The organism is Actinoplanes sp. NPDC049265, assembly GCF_043197135.1.
GTDB lineage: Bacteria > Actinomycetota > Actinomycetes > Mycobacteriales > Micromonosporaceae > Actinoplanes.
Window position 1 is genome coordinate 126,880 of the sequence record NZ_JBICSP010000011.1, and the last position, 16,995, is coordinate 143,874.

A 16,995-nucleotide genomic window follows, 5' to 3' on the forward strand; every position below is an offset into this window, starting at 1 on the left:
CCATTAAAGCCCGGAGGGCGGCCGCACTCACGCGCGACCGCCCTCCGATGCGTTCAGACCTTAGCGGTACGACCCGAAGTCGAAGTCGTCCAGCGGCACAGCCTGCCCGCTGGCCGGCCCGAAGCCGTAGTCGGTCTCCGGGTACCCGGTCATCGAGTACACCTTGGCCTTGGCCTCCTCGGTCGGCTCGACCCGGATGTTGCGGTACTTGCTGATGCCCGTACCGGCCGGGATGAGCTTTCCGATGATCACGTTCTCCTTGAGGCCGACCAGCGAGTCGCTGCGCGAGTTGATCGCCGCGTCGGTCAGCACCCGGGTGGTCTCCTGGAAGGAGGCCGCCGAGAGCCAGGAGTCGGTGGCCAGCGAGGCCTTGGTGATACCCATCAGCACCGGGCGACCGGCGGCGGGCTCGCCACCCTCGCCCACGATCCGGCGGTTCTCCGACTCGAAGAGCGCCCGGTCGACCAGGATGCCCGGCAGGAACTCCGCGGCACCCGAGTCGATGACCGTCACCCGCTTGAGCATCTGGCGGATGATGATCTCGATGTGCTTGTCATGGATGAGCACACCCTGCGAGCGGTAGACCTCCTGGACCTCCTGGGTCAGGTGGACCTGGACCGCCCGCGGACCCATGATCCGCAGAAGCTCGTGCGGATCGATGGTGCCCTCGGTCAGCTTCTCGCCCACGCCGACGTGGTCGCCGTCGTGGAACCGCAGCTTGACGCGCTTCGAGATCTTGTCGTACACGATCTCTTCGCTGCCGTCGTCCGGGATGACGACGATCTTGCGGGACCGCTCGCCGTCCTCGATCCGCACGCGTCCCGGGGTGTCGGCGATGGGCGCCTTGCCCTTGGGCACGCGGGCCTCGAAGATCTCCTGGACACGCGGCAGACCCTGGGTGATGTCCTCACCCGCGACACCACCGGTGTGGAAGGTACGCATCGTCAGCTGCGTACCCGGCTCACCGATGGACTGGGCCGCGATGATGCCGACCGCCTCGCCGATGTCGACCGACTTACCGGTCGGCAGCGACCGGCCGTAGCAGGCCGCGCACACACCCAGCTTGGACTCGCAGGTCAGCACGCTGCGCACCCGGATGTTCTCGACGTTCAGGGCGATCAGCTTGTCGACCAGGATCGAGTTCAGGTCCTCGCCGCGGGCGACGACGACGTTACCGCTGGCATCGGTGATGTCGTCGGCGATGGTCCGGGCGTGGATGCCGGTCTCGGCGTGCGAGTCCAGTTCCAGCTCGCCGCCCTGGTTGCGCACCATCACCGGCATCGGGATCGCGCGGTCGGTGCCGCAGTCCTCCTCGCGGATGATGACGTCCTGCGACACGTCGACCAGACGACGGGTCAGGTAACCCGAGTCGGCGGTACGCAGCGCGGTGTCGGCCAGACCCTTCCGTGCACCGTGCGTGGAGATGAAGTACTCCAGAACGGTCAGACCCTCGCGGTACGACGACGTGATCGGCCGCGGGATGATCTCGCCCTTGGGGTTGGCCACCAGACCACGGATCGCGGCGATCTGCCGGAGCTGGAGGAGGTTACCGCGAGCGCCGGAGTTGATCATCACCCAGAGCGGGTTCTCCTGCGGCAGCGCGGTCTCCATCTCCTTGGAGATCTCGTTGGTCGCCTTGGTCCAGATCTCGATGAGCTCGCCGCGACGTTCCTCGGCGGTCATCAGACCACGCTGGTACTGCTTGTCGATCCGGTCGGCCTCGACCTGGTAGCGCTGCAGGATCTCCGGCTTGCGCGGGGGGCCGATGACGTCGCCCATGCCGATCGTCACACCGGACCAGGTGGCCCAGTGGAAGCCGGCCTCCTTGAGCGCGTCCAGGGTCGCGGCCAGGGCGACCTTGGGGAAGCGCTCGGCGAGGTCGTTGACGATCGCCGACAACTGGCCCTTGCGGATCTCGTAGTTCACGAACCGGTAGCCCGGCGGCAGGGTCTCGTTGAACAGCACCCGGCCGAGCGTGGTCTCGATCACCACCTGGTCGCCCGGCTGCCAGCCTTCCGGCTGCTCCCAGGCGGCCGCCTTGCCGTTGTCGACGCCGACGATCTCCTGGAGCCGGATCTTGATCGGCGACTGGAGGTGCAGCTCGCCGTTGTCGAACGCCATCCGGGCCTCGGCGTCCGAGCTGAACACCCGGTCCTCGCCCACGCCGCCCGGCGTGAGGTGGGTCAGGTGGTACAGCCCGATGATCATGTCCTGGGTGGGCATGGTCACCGGCTTGCCGTCGGCCGGCTTGAGGATGTTGTTCGACGAGAGCATCAGGATCCGGGCCTCGGCCTGCGCCTCGGCCGACAGCGGCACATGCACCGCCATCTGGTCACCGTCGAAGTCCGCGTTGAACGCGGTGCAGACGAGCGGGTGGATCTGGATCGCCTTGCCCTCGACCAGCTGCGGCTCGAAGGCCTGGATGCCCAGGCGGTGCAGGGTCGGCGCGCGGTTCAGCAGCACCGGGTGCTCGCTGATGACCTCTTCGAGGACGTCCCACACGACCGGCCGCTGACGCTCGACCATCCGCTTGGCCGACTTGATGTTCTGCGCGTGGTTCAGGTCGACCAGGCGCTTCATCACGAACGGCTTGAACAGCTCCAGCGCCATCTGCTTGGGCAGACCGCACTGGTGCAGCTTGAGCCGCGGGCCGACGACGATGACCGAACGGCCGGAGTAGTCGACGCGCTTGCCCAGCAGGTTCTGCCGGAACCGGCCCTGCTTGCCCTTGAGCATGTCGGACAGCGACTTCAGCGGACGGTTACCCGGGCCGGTGACCGGCCGGCCGCGGCGGCCGTTGTCGAACAGCGCGTCGACGGCCTCCTGCAGCATCCGCTTCTCGTTGTTCACGATGATCTCGGGCGCGCCCAGGTCGATCAGACGCTTGAGCCGGTTGTTCCGGTTGATCACGCGGCGGTACAGGTCGTTCAGGTCGCTGGTGGCGAACCGGCCACCGTCGAGCTGCACCATCGGACGCAGGTCGGGCGGGATGACCGGAACGCAGTCCAGCACCATGCCCAGCGGCGAGTTGCGGGTGTTCAGGAACGCGGCGACGACCTTGAGCCGCTTGAGCGCACGGATCTTGCGCTGGCCCTTGCCACTGCGGATGGTCTCCCGCAGCGACTCGGCCTCGGCGTCCAGGTCCATGTTCTGCAGCAGCGCCTTGATCGCCTCGGCGCCCATGCCGCCCTCGAAGTACTCGCCGAAGCGGTCCCGGAGCTCGCGGTACAGCAACTCGTCGGTGACCAGCTGCTTGGCGTCCAGCTTGCGGAAGGTGTCGAGCACCTCGTCGAGCCGGTCGATCTCGCGCTGCGCCTTGTCGCGGATCTGGCGCATCTCCCGCTCGCCGGCCTCCTTGACCTTGCGGCGGACGTCGGCCTTGGCGCCCTCGGCCTCCAGCTCGGCCAGGTCCTGCTCGAGCTTGGCGGCGCGCTTCTCGATCTCCGAGTCGCGGCCGTTCTCGCTCTGCCGCTTCTCGGCGAAGATCTCGTTCTCGATCGTGGACATGTCGCGGTGACGCGCCTCGGCGTCGACCTTGGTGACCACGTACGAAGCGAAGTAAATGATCTTCTCGAGATCCTTGGGCGCCAGGTCGAGCAGGTAGCCCAGCCGGCTCGGCACACCCTTGAAGTACCAGATGTGCGTGACCGACGCGGCCAGCTCGATGTGGCCCATGCGCTCACGGCGGACCTTGGACCGGGTCACCTCGACGCCGCAGCGCTCACAGATGATGCCCTTGAACCGGACCCGCTTGTACTTGCCGCAGTAGCACTCCCAGTCCCGCTGCGGACCGAAGATCTTCTCGCAGAAGAGTCCGTCCTTCTCGGGCTTGAGCGTGCGGTAGTTGATCGTCTCGGGCTTCTTGACCTCGCCGTGCGACCACTGGCGGATGTCGTCAGCAGTAGCCAGGCCGATGCGCAACTCGTCGAAGAAGTTGACGTCGAGCACTTGGACTATCCCTCGTGTTTCGTTGCTCGGATAAATTCCAGGCCGGCGGGGCGGCGTCCGGGGCCGTCAAGCCCCGGACGCCGCACTCCGTCAGATCTCTTCGACGCTGCTGACGCCCTCGTTCGGGCGCCGGGACAGGTCGATGCCGAGTTCCTCCGCGGCCCGGAAGACCTCGTCGTCCGTCTCGCGCATCTCCAGGGCCACACCGTCGCTGGACAGCACCTCAACGTTCAGGCACAGCGACTGCAGTTCCTTGAGCAGCACCTTGAAGGACTCGGGGATGCCCGGCTCCGGGATGTTCTCGCCCTTGACGATGGCCTCGTAGACCTTCACGCGACCCAGCACGTCGTCGGACTTGATGGTCAGCAGTTCCTGCAACGCGTAGGCCGCGCCGTAGGCCTGCATGGCCCAGCACTCCATCTCGCCGAACCGCTGGCCACCGAACTGCGCCTTACCACCCAGCGGCTGCTGCGTGATCATCGAGTACGGGCCGGTCGACCGAGCGTGGATCTTGTCGTCGACCAGGTGGTTCAGCTTCAGGATGTACACGTAGCCGACCGCGATCGGGTCGGGCAGCGGCTCGCCGGAACGACCGTCGAACAGCTGCGCCTTGCCGTCACCGTTGACCAGCCGCTTGCCGTCACGGTTGACCAGGGTCGACTCCAGGAGGCCCTTGATCTCCTCCTCCTGGGCACCGTCGAAGACCGGGGTGGCGACGTTCATGTCCTTCGGCGACTCGTGGGCCTCGATGGCCCGCAGCTGCCGCTTCCACTCCGCGTCGTCGCCCTCGACCTCCCAGCCGGTCTTGGCGATCCACCCGAGGTGGGTCTCCAGGACCTGGCCGATGTTCATCCGGCTCGGCACGCCGAGCGGGTTGAGCACGATGTCGACCGGGGTGCCGTCCTCGAGGAACGGCATGTCCTCGACCGGCAGGATCTTCGAGATGACGCCCTTGTTGCCGTGCCGGCCGGCGAGCTTGTCACCGTCCTGGATCTTGCGCTTCTGAGCCACGTACACACGGACCAGCTCGTTCACGCCCGGGGGCAGCTCGTCGCCGTCCTCGCGGGAGAACGTGCGGACACCGATCACCGTGCCGGTCTCGCCGTGCGGCACCTTCAGCGAGGTGTCCCGGACCTCCCGGGCCTTCTCACCGAAGATCGCGCGCAGCAGCCGCTCCTCCGGGGTCAGCTCGGTCTCGCCCTTGGGCGTGACCTTCCCGACCAGGATGTCGCCGGGGACGACCTCGGCGCCGATCCGGATGATGCCCCGCTCGTCCAGGTCCGCCAGCATCTCTTCGCTGACGTTGGGGATGTCGCGGGTGATCTCCTCCGGGCCCAGCTTGGTGTCGCGGGCGTCGACCTCGTGCTCCTCGATGTGGATCGAGGTGAGGACGTCCTGCTGCACGAGGCGCTGCGACAGGATGATCGCGTCCTCGTAGTTGTGGCCCTCCCAGCACATGAACGCGACGAGCAGGTTGCGGCCGAGGGCCATCTCCCCCTCGTCGGTGCACGGTCCGTCGGCGATGACCTGGCCGGCCTCGACCCGGTCGCCCTCGAACACCACCGGCTTCTGGTTGACGCAGGAGCCGGCGTTGCTGCGGCGGAACTTGTGCAGCAGGTAGGTGCGACGGTGGCCGTCGTCCTGGTGCACCGTCACGTAGTCGGCGCACAGGTCCTCGACGACGCCGCCGACCTCGGCGACGACCACGTCACCGGCGTCGACCGCGGCGCGGTACTCCATGCCCGTACCCACCAGCGGCGCCTCGGCCTTGACCAGCGGAACCGCCTGACGCTGCATGTTCGCACCCATCAGGGCGCGGTTGGCGTCGTCGTGCTCGAGGAACGGGATCATCGCGGTGGCGACCGAGGTCATCTGCCGCGGTGACACGTCCATGTAGTCGACCTCCGTGCCCGGCACGTAGTCGACCTCACCGCCCTTCCGGCGGACCAGGACGCGGTCGTCGGCGAAGGTGCCGTCACTCTTCAGCGTGGCGTTCGCCTGCGCCTTGATGTAACGGTCCTCCTCGTCCGCGGTCAGGTAGTTGACCTCGTCCGTGACCCGGCCGTTCTCGACCCGGCGGTACGGGGTCTCGATGAAACCGAACGGGTTCACCCGTGCGAAGGTCGAGAGGGCACCGATCAGGCCGATGTTCGGGCCTTCCGGGGTCTCGATCGGGCACATCCGGCCATAGTGGGACGGGTGCACGTCACGGACCTCGAAGCCCGCCCGCTCACGGGACAGACCGCCCGGGCCGAGCGCGCTCAGCCGGCGCCGGTGGGTCAGACCCGCCAGCGGGTTGGTCTGGTCCATGAACTGCGACAGCTGCGAGGTGCCGAAGAACTCCTTGATCGCCGCCACCACGGGGCGGATGTTGATCAGGGTCTGCGGCGTGATCGCCTCGACGTCCTGGGTCGTCATGCGCTCACGGACCACGCGCTCCATCCGGGACAGGCCGACACGCACCTGGTTCTGGATGAGCTCGCCGACCGTACGCAGACGCCGGTTGCCGAAGTGGTCGATGTCGTCGGCCTCGTAGCCCTCCTCGCCGGCGTGCAGCCGAGCGAGGTAGTCCACCGTCTTGACGATGTCTTCCTCGGTCAGCGTGCCCCGGACGATCGGGACGTCGATGTCGAGCTTCTTGTTGAACTTGTAGCGCCCGACCTTGGCCACGTCGTACCTCTTCGGGTTGAAGAAGAGGTTGTCGAGCAGGGTCTGGGCGTTCTCCCGGGTCGGGGGCTCGCCAGGGCGGAGCTTGCGGTAAATGTCGAGCAGGGCCTCGTCCTGCCCGGCGATGTGGTCCTTCTCCAGCGTCGTCATGAGAAGCTCGGACCAGCCGAAACGCTCACGGATCTGGTCGGCCGACCAACCGATCGCCTTGAGCAGGACGGTGACGGCCTGCCGGCGCTTGCGGTCGATCCGGACGCCGACCGTGTCGCGCTTGTCGATGTCGAACTCGAGCCAGGCACCCCGGCTCGGGATGACCTTGACGCTCGACAGGTCGCGGTCGGAGGTCTTGTCCGGTTCCTTGGTGAAGTACACACCGGGGGACCGGACGAGCTGACTCACCACGACGCGCTCGGTGCCGTTGATGACGAACGTCCCCTTGGGGGTCATCATCGGAAAGTCACCCATGAACACCGTCTGGCTCTTGATCTCGCCAGTGGTGTTGTTGGTGAACTCCGCGGTCACGAACAGTGGCGCGCAGTAGGTCAGGTCCTTCTCCTTGCACTCCTCGATCGAGGCCTTGACCTCGTCGAATCGGGGAGACGAGAAGGACAGCGACATTGTGCCGGAGAAGTCCTCAATGGGACTGATCTCTTCGAGGATCTCTGCGAGGCCCGAGTGGGCGTGCGGGTCGTCCGTCGATCGGGCCTGCCATGCCTCGTTGCCCACCAGCCAGTCAAAAGACTCGGTCTGGATGGCCAGGAGGTTGGGAACCTCAAGTTGCTCGGTGATCCTGCCGAAAGAGATACGGCGGGGAGCGTAGGCGCTCGACGTACGGCTGGTCTTCGCAGGGCGGGAAGCTGCCAAGATGCGTCCTTCCGAGGACCGGTGCTGCGATTGCGGCTTTGAGCTGCGGGTGTGCGAGGTGTCTGCGTGCACTCCAATGGACCCCCCGACAATTATCCGGATGGATATGACGGCAGGGATCCAGGCAGAAGGCAGCGCAAACTAGCAGTGTAGCCGCTCGGCCAACCGCTGTCCAGCCCCAACCTCAGGACGCTGCGGAGCAGGCGTAACGCCGCTCGGAACGCAAGCCTTGTCCCTCGGTGCCCGGATGGGGAATACCCCATCGGTGGGCGGTCGCAAGCGCGGAACTTGCTCTAGTCAGCGTGCCCGTCAGCGGACACTCAGTCAAGGGTTCCGCCCTGTGCCGTCGCCCATCGGACGCGGCATAGCGACCATAACGCACGATTGGTGGATCTTGCGGGGCTTTGCGGGGGTCGAAAGGCCGATGGCGGAGACCCTTCCGGGTCCCCGCCATCGCGGTCGGGATGCTCAGGTCACTTGAGGGTGACCTTGGCGCCCTCGCCCTCGAGCTTGGCCTTGGCCTCCTCGGCCTTCTCCTTGTTGACACCCTCGAGGATCGCCTTGGGGGCGGCCTCGACGGCGTCCTTGGCCTCCTTGAGGCCCAGGCCGGTCAGCTCGCGCACGACCTTGATGACCTGGATCTTCTTGCCGCCGTCGGCCTCGAGGACGACGTCGAAGGAGTCCTTCTCGACCTCGGCCTCGGGGGCGGCACCGGCCGGGCCGGCGGCCGCGACGGCGACCGGAGCGGCCGCGGTGACCTCGAAGACCTCTTCGAACTGCTTCACGAACTCGGAGAGCTCGATCAGCGTCATCTCCTTGAACGCGTCGAGCAGCTCGTCGGTGCTGAGCTTCGCCATGTCTGGCAACCTTTCGTTGTTTCCTGGTGGTGGTAAGTCACTCCGCGCGGAGGGCATCAGCCCTCGGCGGAACCGTCCTTCTCGCGCTTCTCCTGCAGGGCCGCGGCCAGGCGCGCCACCTGCGACAGCGGAGCCTGGAACAGACCCGCGGCCTTGGTCAGGTTGCCCTTCATGGCGCCAGCCAGCTTGGCCAGCAGCACCTCACGGGACTCGAGGTCGGCGATCTTGCTGACCTCGTCGGCCGAGATGGCCTTGCCCTCGAAGACGCCGCCCTTGATCAGCAGGGCCGGGTGGTCCTTGGCGAAGGCTCGAAGGCCCTTGGCCGCCTCGACCGGGTCACCCTCCACGAAGGCGAGCGCGGTAGGACCGGTGAACAGCGCGTCAAGGCCCTCGATGCCCGCGTCGGTAGCCGCACGCTTCGCCAGCGTGTTCTTCGACACGGAGTACTTGGTCTGCTTGCCCAGCGAGCGCCGCAGCTCCGTGATCTCCGCGACGGTGAGGCCGCGGTACTCGGTCAGCAGCGTGGCCGACGAGCTCCGGAACTGCTCCGTGAGCTCGGCGACGGCAGTGGCCTTGTCGGCCCGGACCGGCTTGTCCGCCATGTCCCTCCTCTCGATGCTCGAAACGCTGATCGGTCTCGAACACGAGAAACGCCCCGGGCGCAGGGCGGCCACGGGGCGGAATCGGTCGCGTCTGACGGCGGCCGGTCGCATCCGTTCTCTCCCTGCGCGGGCCGCCCGCGTGTGCGGGACTTTCGACCGCGGCGACCCGTCTCTCGGCGGCTCACTGCGGCGACCAGCGGTCTTTGGGTGGAACTTCGAAGGCAAGGGTACGCGTCCCGCCCGTCACGTCCAAATCGCGGCGTCCCGCCCGGCCCGCGACCTACGTCACGGGTCACCCTCCCTGCCGCGCCCGCCGGCGGCCGACCCTCAGTGGTAGCCCGGGGCGGTGTCCGGGGCCCGGATACCGCCCCGGGCTACCACTTCTCGCACTGCTCGCCGGAGGGGTCAGGCGCGGCGGGAGCGGAGGCGGGCGTAGGCGGTCAGGGTGGCGGTACACCAGGCCGCGGTCCACGCCGTCAGGAACAGGAAGCGGGACGCGGCGGGGAGGGTGTCGGCGTTCAGGGCCCGGGCCGTGGCCATGACCGGCGGGACCAGCCAGGGGGCGATGGAACCGGACAGGCCGAGGACGATGACCAGGATGATGCCGGCGAGCAGGATCATCAGGCCCTTGGCCAGGGTGCCGGCCACGACCCGGCTGGACAGGGCGCCCAGGGCCAGAGCGCCGGCCAGGGACAGCAGGTGGGCCAGGGCGCCGAGGAGGATGCCGGCGAGCAGGGACGGCTGGTGGGTGCCGGGCTTCGGGCCGGTGATGGCGCCGACGGCTAAGGGGACGACCAGGGCTACGGCGCAGAGGAGGAGGCCGGCCAGGGCGGCGGCGGTCAGGCCGGTCAGCCACTCGCGGCGGGGGCCCACGGCTATGCGGGCGAGGCGGCGCTGGACGTCGGGTTCGGTGTCCAGGATCAGTTTGGTCGTCCAGGCCAGAACCGGGAAGAACACCGTGGCGGAGTAGCCGTAGGCCGAGCCGGCCTGAGAGGCGCCGCCGCCGTAGAGGACGCCGAAGATGGCCAGGGTGAGGATGGCGGGGGCGACGACGCGGCCGCTTCCGGTGAAGGCGGCCAGGCGCATGCGTACCAGTGAGGTCATTTGCGTTGCTCCGCCCGTACGCCCAGCACACGGTGACCGGAATCACGCAGCTCGGCCATCGTGCGGTCGGCCTCGGAACGGCGGGCCGCGACCTCGATGATCACGTCTTGGTCGTCGGGGCCGGGACCGCCGGGCCGGACCGCGCCGTCGGTGACCGTCCAGCGGATCGCGCCGGGCAGCCGGGCGATCTCGCCGCGGTGGTCGCTGACCAGTACCGCTCCCCCAGCCGCGGTGACCTCGGCGACGATCTCGGGGATCAGCTCGCGGGCCACCGAGTCGAGGCCCTCCCACGGCTCGTCCAGCACCAGCAGGCCGGGCGGGAGCAGGAGCGCCTGGACGATGCCGACCTTCTGCGCGGTGCCTTTCGAGAGGTCGGCCAGGCGGGTATCGCGGTGCTCGGCGAACCGGAGCCGCTCGAACCACTCGTCGACGCCTGTGCCGCCGCGGATCTCGGCCATCTGCCGCAGGTACCGTTCGGCGGTGAACGGCTGGTCGGCGGGGAAGCGTTCGGGCACCCAGCCGATCACGGCGGGACGGTCGGTGACGCGGCCCCGGCCGGGGGTCAGCACACCGGCGGCCAGCTGCAGCAGAGTGGACTTGCCGGCGCCGTTGCGGCCCAGGACGACGATCGTCTGGCCGGGTTCGATGGCCAGGTTGACGTCGGTCAGCGTCCACTCGGTCCGGCGGCCGTACCGGAACCACACCCCGTCGAAACGCACGGCCGGAAGCCTCCCACACGACAAAGGCCTCCGGGGAGTCCCCGGAGGCCTTTGTCAGCGAACGATCAGGCGGGCGCGTTCTCGCGCAGGCCCTTGACCACCTTGGGGTCGACCGGGATGCCCGGGCCCATCGTGGTGGTCACGGTGACCTTCTTGAGGTAGGTGCCCTTGGCCGCGGACGGCTTGGCCCGCAGGACCTCGTCGAGCACTGCGCCGTAGTTCTCGACCAGCTGCTCGGCGCTGAACGACGCCTTGCCGATGATCAGGTGCAGGTTGGAGTGCTTGTCCACCCGGAAGGTGATCTTGCCGCCCTTGATGTCGGAGACGGCCTTGGTCACGTCCATGGTGACGGTGCCGGTCTTCGGGTTCGGCATCAGGCCGCGGGGACCGAGGATACGTGCGATCCGGCCGATCTTGGCCATCTGGTCCGGCGTCGCGATCGCGGCGTCGAAGTCCAGCCAGCCACCCTGGATCCGGGCGACGAGCTCGTCGGTGCCGACCTCGTCGGCGCCGGCCGCGACGGCTTCCTCGGCCTTGGCGCCCTGGGCGAAGACGATCACCCGGGCGGTCTTGCCGGTGCCGTGCGGCAGGTTGACGACGCCGCGGACCATCTGGTCGGCCTTACGCGGGTCGACGCCCAGCCGCATGGCCACCTCGACCGTGGCGTCGAACTTGGTGGAGCTGCCGTCCTTGGCCAGTTTGACGGCCTCGGCGGGCTCGTACAGCTTGGTCAGGTCGATCTTCTCGGCTGCCTTGCGGTAGCCCTTGCTGCGCTGCATTTCCACTAACTCCTGTGGTAGTTGGCGGGACGGCGCCGTTCGCCGCCCCTCCCACGAGAAACTCAGATCTTGGCGACCTGGTTGAAGTTCAGCTCGACCGGCGTCTCCCGGCCGAAGATGGAGACCAGCACCTTGAGCTTCTGCTGGTCGGCGTTGATCTCGCTGATCGAGGCCGGCAGCGACGCGAACGCGCCGTCGGTCACCGTGACCGAGTCGCCGACCTCGAAGTCGAGGACCTTGATCTCGGGCTTCGCCTTCTTTTCCTCGGCCTCGACGGCCGGGGCGAGCCACTTGAGCACCTCGTCGAGCGAGAGCGGGGCCGGCCGGTCGACCCGGTCGGTGGCGCCGACGAAGCCGGTGACTCCGGGGGTGTTGCGCACACAGGAGTACGACTCGGGGGTCAGGTCCATCCGGACCAGGATGTAGCCCGGGAAGACCTTGGCCTGCACCTGGTTGCGCTTGCCGTTCTTGACCTCGACCTCTTCGCGGGTCGGCACCTCGACCTGGAAGATGAAGTCCTCCATGTCGAGGCTGGTGATGCGGGTCTCGAGGTTGGTCTTGACCTTGTTCTCGTAACCGGCGTACGAGTGCACCACGTACCAGTCGCCGGGCGCGTACCGCAGCTTCTGCCGCAGCTCGGCGACCGGGTCGAAATCGTCGTCGTCATCGGCCGCGGCGGCGGGCGCCACCGGCTCGGGCGCGGGGCTGGCGGCCTCGACCGACTCGTCGCTCGCCGCCGTGGCCACCGCGGACTGCTCGTCCGTGGTCTCGGCGGTCTCGTCGTCGTAATCAGGCACGCTGGCTCACTTCCATCAAATACTTGCTAGTTACCGAGACCGAAGAGGACGCCCTTGGCGAAGAGGTAGTCCAGGCCGGCCACGATCGCGGTCATCACGGTGACGAAGGCGATCACGACACCCGTGTAGGTCAGCAGCTCCTTGCGCGTCGGCCAGATGACCTTACGCAGCTCACTGACCACCTCGCGGAAGAAACCACCGATGCGCCCGAAGAAGCCGCCACGGCGGACGTCCTTCTTTCGTGACGTCGGGCTGTCGGAGTTGGCCTTGCGCTCTTTGACGGCGGTGCCGCCGCGCGAGACCGGCTCGTCGGAGACGTCATCGTCCTCGACGTCGTCGTCCTCAACGATCTCGTCCCGGAGTTCATCCTCGGGGCGGTCGCCGGCCGGATCGTCGCCGGGTCGCTTCCTCTCGGCCACTTCGCCCTCTTCCGTCGGTTGGTGGTGGTTGGCAACGCGCTGACCACCGGTGCCGACGGTCGGCGCGTCGCTCGGGTTGTCGCAGGGGTGACAGGACTTGAACCTGCAGCCTGCGGTTTTGGAGACCGCTGCTCTGCCAATTGAGCTACACCCCTACGTGGGTCCCGCTCGACGGCACGCGCGCGAGCAGGGGTCACTTACCCCACAGCGGGATAGTGTACGGGTACAGCGCGCGCTTGCCCAACCCGCCCCTACTTCTTACGGATCGTGGCCTGCGCCATTTTGAGGACCGTCTCGCCGTCGCATGTCGCGGTGATGGCGATCGTGGTCCGCCCCTCGTCGTCGGCGCTCTTCACCCGCCCGGTGAAGATCACCTCGGCGCCCTCGTCGTCATCGGGCACCGGGACCGGGCGGCTGAACCGGACGCTGAAGTCCTCGACCGCGTCGGCCGCGCCGGCCCAGGCGGTCACCGCGCGGCCGGCCAGGGCCATCGTGTACATCCCGTGGGCGATCACCCCGGGCAGCCCGACCTGGCGGGCCAGCCGGTCGCTCCAGTGGATCACGTTGAAGTCGCCCGAGGCGCCGCAGTAGTGCACCAGGTCGGCCCGGGTGATCCGGAACGTCTGGGGCGGGAACTCCTCGCTCACTGTTCCTCCCCTCGCTGCACCAGCTTGGACCAGGCGGTCACGATCGGCTCGCCGGACTCGGTGGTGACATCGGTACGCGTCGTGATGAAGTGATGACCGCCACGCGCGACGATCTCCTCGACCGTGTTGACGCAGACCAGGGCGTCACCGGCCACGACCGGGCGGGTGTACGTGAACCGCTGGTCGCCGTGCACCACCCGGGAGTAGTCGAGCCCGAGGCCGGGATCGTCGATGATCTGGCGGCTCGCCTTCATCGTCACCACGGTCGGGAAGGTCGGTGGGGCCACCACGTCGGGGTAGCCGGCTGCCCGGGCCGCCACAGGGTCGTGGTGCAGCGGGTCGGTCGCGCCGATCGCCGTGGCGAACTCGCGAATCTTCTCGCGGCCGACGACGTAGGCATCGGTGGGAGGCCAGCTTCGGCCGACGAAGGAGAGGTCCAGGGACATGCCTAGAAACTACTCTGCGGCGGCCCGGTGAACCGGACCGCCGCAGGGAGGTGAAGCTGAGTTGCCGAAGACCTGGCGCTGACTGGTCAGCGGGTCTCGCGGTGCAGGGTGTGCTTGCCGTCCCGGGGGCAGAACTTCTTGAACTCGATGCGGTCCGGGTCGTTGCGCCGGTTCTTACGAGTGATGTAGTTCCGGTCCTTGCACTCCGTACACGCCAAAGTGATCTTCGGACGGACGTCGGTCGCCTTGGCCACGGCGGGGTGCCTTCCTGCTAAAAGCTGAATGTACGACGCTCCAGCGTAACGGCTGGGGTCGCGGACATGCAAAACTGCAGTAGCGGTGGCCGGACTTGAACCGGCGACACAGCGATTATGAGCCGCTTGCTCTGCCATCTGAGCTACACCGCCGAGCCAGGCTGAAAACCCCAGATCAGAGCTTGGGCCCGGTTGGAGCCCCCTTACGGAATCGAACCGTAGACCTTCTCCTTACCATGGAGACGCTCTGCCGACTGAGCTAAGGGGGCGCGCGCGATCTCTCGCTTGGTGCGCAGAAGGAAGCTTACACGGCACCCCAGCCGGGGTGAAATCGGATACCCGATTCCACATTTTCCCAGCTAGATCACGGCGCGGAGGCGGCGGACCTCACCCGTCGGCGTGGACTCCGGCTCGGTCTGGGCGCTGAACCAGGCCTCGAGCCGCTCGTACGGCAGCGGCCGGCTGAAGAGGTAGCCCTGCCCGATCTCGCAGCCCATCTCCTCGAGCAGGTCGAGGGTCAGCTCACTCTCCACGCCCTCGGCCACCACGGTGAGACGGAACTCACGGGCCAGGCTGATCACCGCCCGCACGATGGCCAGGTCGCCGGAGTCGGTGGCCATGCCCTGCACGAAGGAGTCGTCGATCTTCACCTCGTGCACGGGCAGCTGCCGGAGGTACGACAGCGACGACGCGCCCGTCCCGAAGTCGTCGACGGACAGGCGTACCCCCAGATCACGCAGTTGATAGAGGACGGGGAGGGTGCGCTCGATGTCGCCCAGCATGCCCGGCTCGGAGATCTCGAAGGTGACCTGACCGGCCGCCACGTGATGCTGTTTGAGCAGGTCGTGGACGGTGTTGGGGAAACGCGGATCGAGCAGGGTACGCGCCGAGAGGTTGACCGCTATGGCCAGCGGACGGTCGGCGTCCTGCCACTGCCGGCACCGCCGCAGCCCCTCGGTGAGCACCACCTCGGTGAGCCGGGACAGCTGCCCGGTGTGCTCGGCCACGGCGATGAAGTCCTCCGGCGCCACCTCGCCGTGCGCCGGGTGGTTCCACCGGGCCAGGCACTCCACCCCGACCAGGTGCCGGTCGCCGATCGTGACCTTGGGCTGGAAGTAGACCTCGAGCTCGCCGTTCTCCAGGGCCTTGCGCAGCTCACCGGCCAGGCCGAGGCGGCGGACGGCACGGGACTCCAGGGCCGGGTGGAAGAGCTGAACGCCGTACGGGACCACCTTGGCCGCGTTGGCCGCCAGCTCGGCCCGGCGCAGCAGAGCCTCCGGGTCGTCGCCGTGGTCGGGCTGCACGGCCACACCGACCGCGGTGTCCACATCGAGCGTGAGGGTGCCGACCACCATCGGCCCGCGCAGCTGCTCGCGCATCTGGGTGGCGAGCTGGACCGTCGCCTCGGTGCTCTCCGACCGCAGCGTCACCACGAACTCGTCACCGCCGATCCGGCCGACCAGCGAACCCGGCCCGGCGATCCCGCGCAGCCGCTTGGCCACCTCGGCCAGCAGCTTGTCGCCGGCCGCGTGACCCATCGACTCGTTGACGTCGCGTAGACCGTCCACGTCGAAGGCGATGACCGCGACCACCTCGCCCGGCGCCCGGACCTTGACCGACTCGGTCAGCGCGTCGGTCAGCCGGCGGCGGTTGGGCAGCGACGTCAAGCGGTCGTGGTATGCGTCGTAGCGCAGCCGCTCGACCAGCCGGCTGTTCTCCACCGCCACCGCCGCATGCGCCGCGACCGTCTCCATCACCTGCACATCGGTGTCGCGATAGGTCAGTTGGGCGCCGATCCGGTTGGCCACCTCGAGCGTGCCGACGGTCACCTGACCGGACCGCAGCGGGACGACGACCAGGTCTTTCAGGCCGGCCTCGTGCAGCTTGGGGCGCAGGTCCTCGCTCTCGGCGAACCGGTCCCCCACGGCCACCGCGTGCTGGGTGGCGACCGCGCGTTCGCGCACCTCGGCCGGGGTGGGCGAGATGTCCATCAGCCCGCTGTCGTCCATCCTGGAGGTGAGCAGCACCTCGGGGTGGCGGCCCTGGGCGGGCAGCCAGAGCGTCGCGTACTCCGACCGCATCAGCGCACGGACCCGGACGAGCAGCACGTCGGGCAGGCCGCCGTCGTTGCCGTGCTCGCGGATGGCCAGGGTCAGCTGGTAGACGTCGGCCAGGGTGCGGTGCTGACGGAAGAACTCGGCGAACGAGCGGAAGACGATGTAGAGCGCGGCGACCAGGCCGGCCAGCAGCACCGCGGCCCACGGGGTCGCGGCCAGCACGATCAGGAAGACCAGGCCGATCACGGTGTTGGCGGCCGCCGCGACCAGCATCGCGGCCCCGGCCCGCAGCGCCTCCTGCCCGGCGTGCCAGCCCTGCATGATGGACATCACGCCGGCGAACGCGATCGGGCCGAGCGCGGCGCTGGCCATCACCGCGGCGAACAGGATGGCCCAGGTGCCCGGGCCGACCCCGCGGATCGGCGGGGCGGCCGCGATTACCAGGACGGCGGCCGACGCGGCGGCCGCGGCCTTGGCCACGTTGAACCAGAGTTTGATCGGCGCGAACCGCTGGTAGACCAGGGAGATCAGGGTGGCCAGCGCGCTGACCACGATCACCATCACCGGCGGCAGGAAGAACAGCGACAGCACCAGCGGGATCTCGGTGACCACCACCATGAAGCTCTGCCGGCGGATGACCACGGTGAACACGCCGACGTTGGCGATGGTCAGAAAGACGAGCGCGATGATGCCGCCGAGCCAGGCGGTGTACCACCGCGGGTCGGCCACCCAGAAACCGATGACACAGAGAAGCGCGACGAGAGCGAGCGGGTTGGTGATCAGCCACGCGAGCTGCGGCGAACGCCGTGGCGCGGGACGGCCCGTCATCTCACTC

At 68.2% G+C, this 16,995-nt stretch carries 13 protein-coding genes and 3 tRNA genes; all 16 read right to left on the reverse strand.

Features of this window, described 5'->3' with window-relative positions:
- Positions 1-60: 60 nt before the first annotated feature.
- The 16 genes from ACGFIO_RS25455 to ACGFIO_RS25530 all read right to left on the reverse strand — a co-directional run bounded on the left by ACGFIO_RS25455 (position 61) and on the right by ACGFIO_RS25530 (position 16,988).
- Positions 61-3,948: a DNA-directed RNA polymerase subunit beta' gene (locus ACGFIO_RS25455; protein WP_392829225.1), complete on the reverse strand. Its 3,888-nt coding sequence runs from the start codon at positions 3,946-3,948 to the stop codon at positions 61-63.
- Positions 3,949-4,038: 90 nt separating this feature from the next.
- Positions 4,039-7,479: a DNA-directed RNA polymerase subunit beta gene (locus ACGFIO_RS25460; RefSeq protein ID WP_392829226.1), complete on the reverse strand. Its 3,441-nt coding sequence runs from the start codon at positions 7,477-7,479 to the stop codon at positions 4,039-4,041.
- 473 nt (positions 7,480-7,952) lie between these two features.
- Positions 7,953-8,336: a 50S ribosomal protein L7/L12 gene (gene rplL / locus ACGFIO_RS25465; RefSeq protein WP_392829228.1), complete on the reverse strand. Its 384-nt coding sequence runs from the start codon at positions 8,334-8,336 to the stop codon at positions 7,953-7,955.
- A 56-nt stretch (positions 8,337-8,392) separates the two neighbouring features.
- Positions 8,393-8,938, reverse strand: a complete 546-nt coding sequence (rplJ, locus tag ACGFIO_RS25470; RefSeq protein WP_392829230.1) for a 50S ribosomal protein L10 — start codon at positions 8,936-8,938, stop codon at positions 8,393-8,395.
- A 405-nt stretch (positions 8,939-9,343) separates the two neighbouring features.
- Positions 9,344-10,042 carry a hypothetical protein gene (locus ACGFIO_RS25475; RefSeq protein ID WP_392829232.1) on the reverse strand — a complete coding sequence of 233 codons (699 nt, stop codon included), beginning with the start codon at positions 10,040-10,042 and terminating at the stop codon, positions 9,344-9,346.
- Positions 10,039-10,761 carry an ATP-binding cassette domain-containing protein gene (locus ACGFIO_RS25480; protein WP_392829233.1) on the reverse strand — a complete coding sequence of 241 codons (723 nt, stop codon included), beginning with the start codon at positions 10,759-10,761 and terminating at the stop codon, positions 10,039-10,041. The genes ACGFIO_RS25475 and ACGFIO_RS25480 overlap by 4 nt, the downstream gene beginning before the upstream one ends.
- Before the next feature lie 65 nt (positions 10,762-10,826).
- Positions 10,827-11,540: a 50S ribosomal protein L1 gene (gene rplA, locus ACGFIO_RS25485; protein ID WP_392829234.1), complete on the reverse strand. Its 714-nt coding sequence runs from the start codon at positions 11,538-11,540 to the stop codon at positions 10,827-10,829.
- 62 nt (positions 11,541-11,602) lie between these two features.
- Entirely contained in the window at positions 11,603-12,337 is a 735-nt protein-coding gene (nusG, locus tag ACGFIO_RS25490) for a transcription termination/antitermination protein NusG (protein WP_392829236.1), read from the reverse strand.
- Positions 12,338-12,363: 26 nt separating this feature from the next.
- The gene (secE, locus tag ACGFIO_RS25495) at positions 12,364-12,756 is read right to left on the reverse strand and encodes a preprotein translocase subunit SecE (protein WP_392829238.1); all 393 of its coding nucleotides are present in this window, start codon (positions 12,754-12,756) and stop codon (positions 12,364-12,366) included.
- Positions 12,757-12,838: 82 nt separating this feature from the next.
- Positions 12,839-12,911: transfer RNA gene (locus tag ACGFIO_RS25500), tRNA-Trp, on the reverse strand.
- A 96-nt stretch (positions 12,912-13,007) separates the two neighbouring features.
- Complete coding sequence (locus ACGFIO_RS25505) at positions 13,008-13,403, reverse strand: MaoC/PaaZ C-terminal domain-containing protein (RefSeq protein ID WP_392829240.1); 396 nt, start codon at positions 13,401-13,403, stop codon at positions 13,008-13,010.
- Positions 13,400-13,849, reverse strand: coding sequence for a MaoC family dehydratase N-terminal domain-containing protein (locus ACGFIO_RS25510; RefSeq protein WP_392829242.1), 450 nt, complete (start codon positions 13,847-13,849; stop codon positions 13,400-13,402). Before ACGFIO_RS25510 ends, ACGFIO_RS25505 begins: the two co-directional genes overlap by 4 nt.
- An 86-nt stretch (positions 13,850-13,935) precedes the next feature.
- Entirely contained in the window at positions 13,936-14,103 is a 168-nt protein-coding gene (rpmG, locus tag ACGFIO_RS25515; protein ID WP_285685140.1) for a 50S ribosomal protein L33, read from the reverse strand.
- 80 nt (positions 14,104-14,183) lie between these two features.
- Positions 14,184-14,256: transfer RNA gene (locus ACGFIO_RS25520), tRNA-Met, on the reverse strand.
- Between the two features lie 40 nt (positions 14,257-14,296).
- A tRNA-Thr gene (locus ACGFIO_RS25525) sits at positions 14,297-14,372 on the reverse strand.
- A 90-nt stretch (positions 14,373-14,462) separates the two neighbouring features.
- Entirely contained in the window at positions 14,463-16,988 is a 2,526-nt protein-coding gene (locus ACGFIO_RS25530; RefSeq protein ID WP_392829243.1) for a putative bifunctional diguanylate cyclase/phosphodiesterase, read from the reverse strand.
- Positions 16,989-16,995 lie beyond the last annotated feature (7 nt).

Bases quoted from the DNA above. Each gene is read 5' to 3' on its own strand.
- ACGFIO_RS25475 (WP_392829232.1), bottom strand. From the start codon at position 10,042: ATGACCTCACTGGTACGCATGCGCCTGGCCGCCTTCACCGGAAGCGGC.
- ACGFIO_RS25530 (WP_392829243.1), bottom strand. From the start codon at position 16,988: ATGACGGGCCGTCCCGCGCCACGGCGTTCGCCGCAGCTCGCGTGGCTG.
- rplJ (WP_392829230.1), bottom strand. From the start codon at position 8,938: ATGGCGGACAAGCCGGTCCGGGCCGACAAGGCCACTGCCGTCGCCGAG.
- ACGFIO_RS25510 (WP_392829242.1), bottom strand. From the start codon at position 13,849: ATGTCCCTGGACCTCTCCTTCGTCGGCCGAAGCTGGCCTCCCACCGAT.
- rplL (WP_392829228.1), bottom strand. From the start codon at position 8,336: ATGGCGAAGCTCAGCACCGACGAGCTGCTCGACGCGTTCAAGGAGATG.
- rplA (WP_392829234.1), bottom strand. From the start codon at position 11,540: ATGCAGCGCAGCAAGGGCTACCGCAAGGCAGCCGAGAAGATCGACCTG.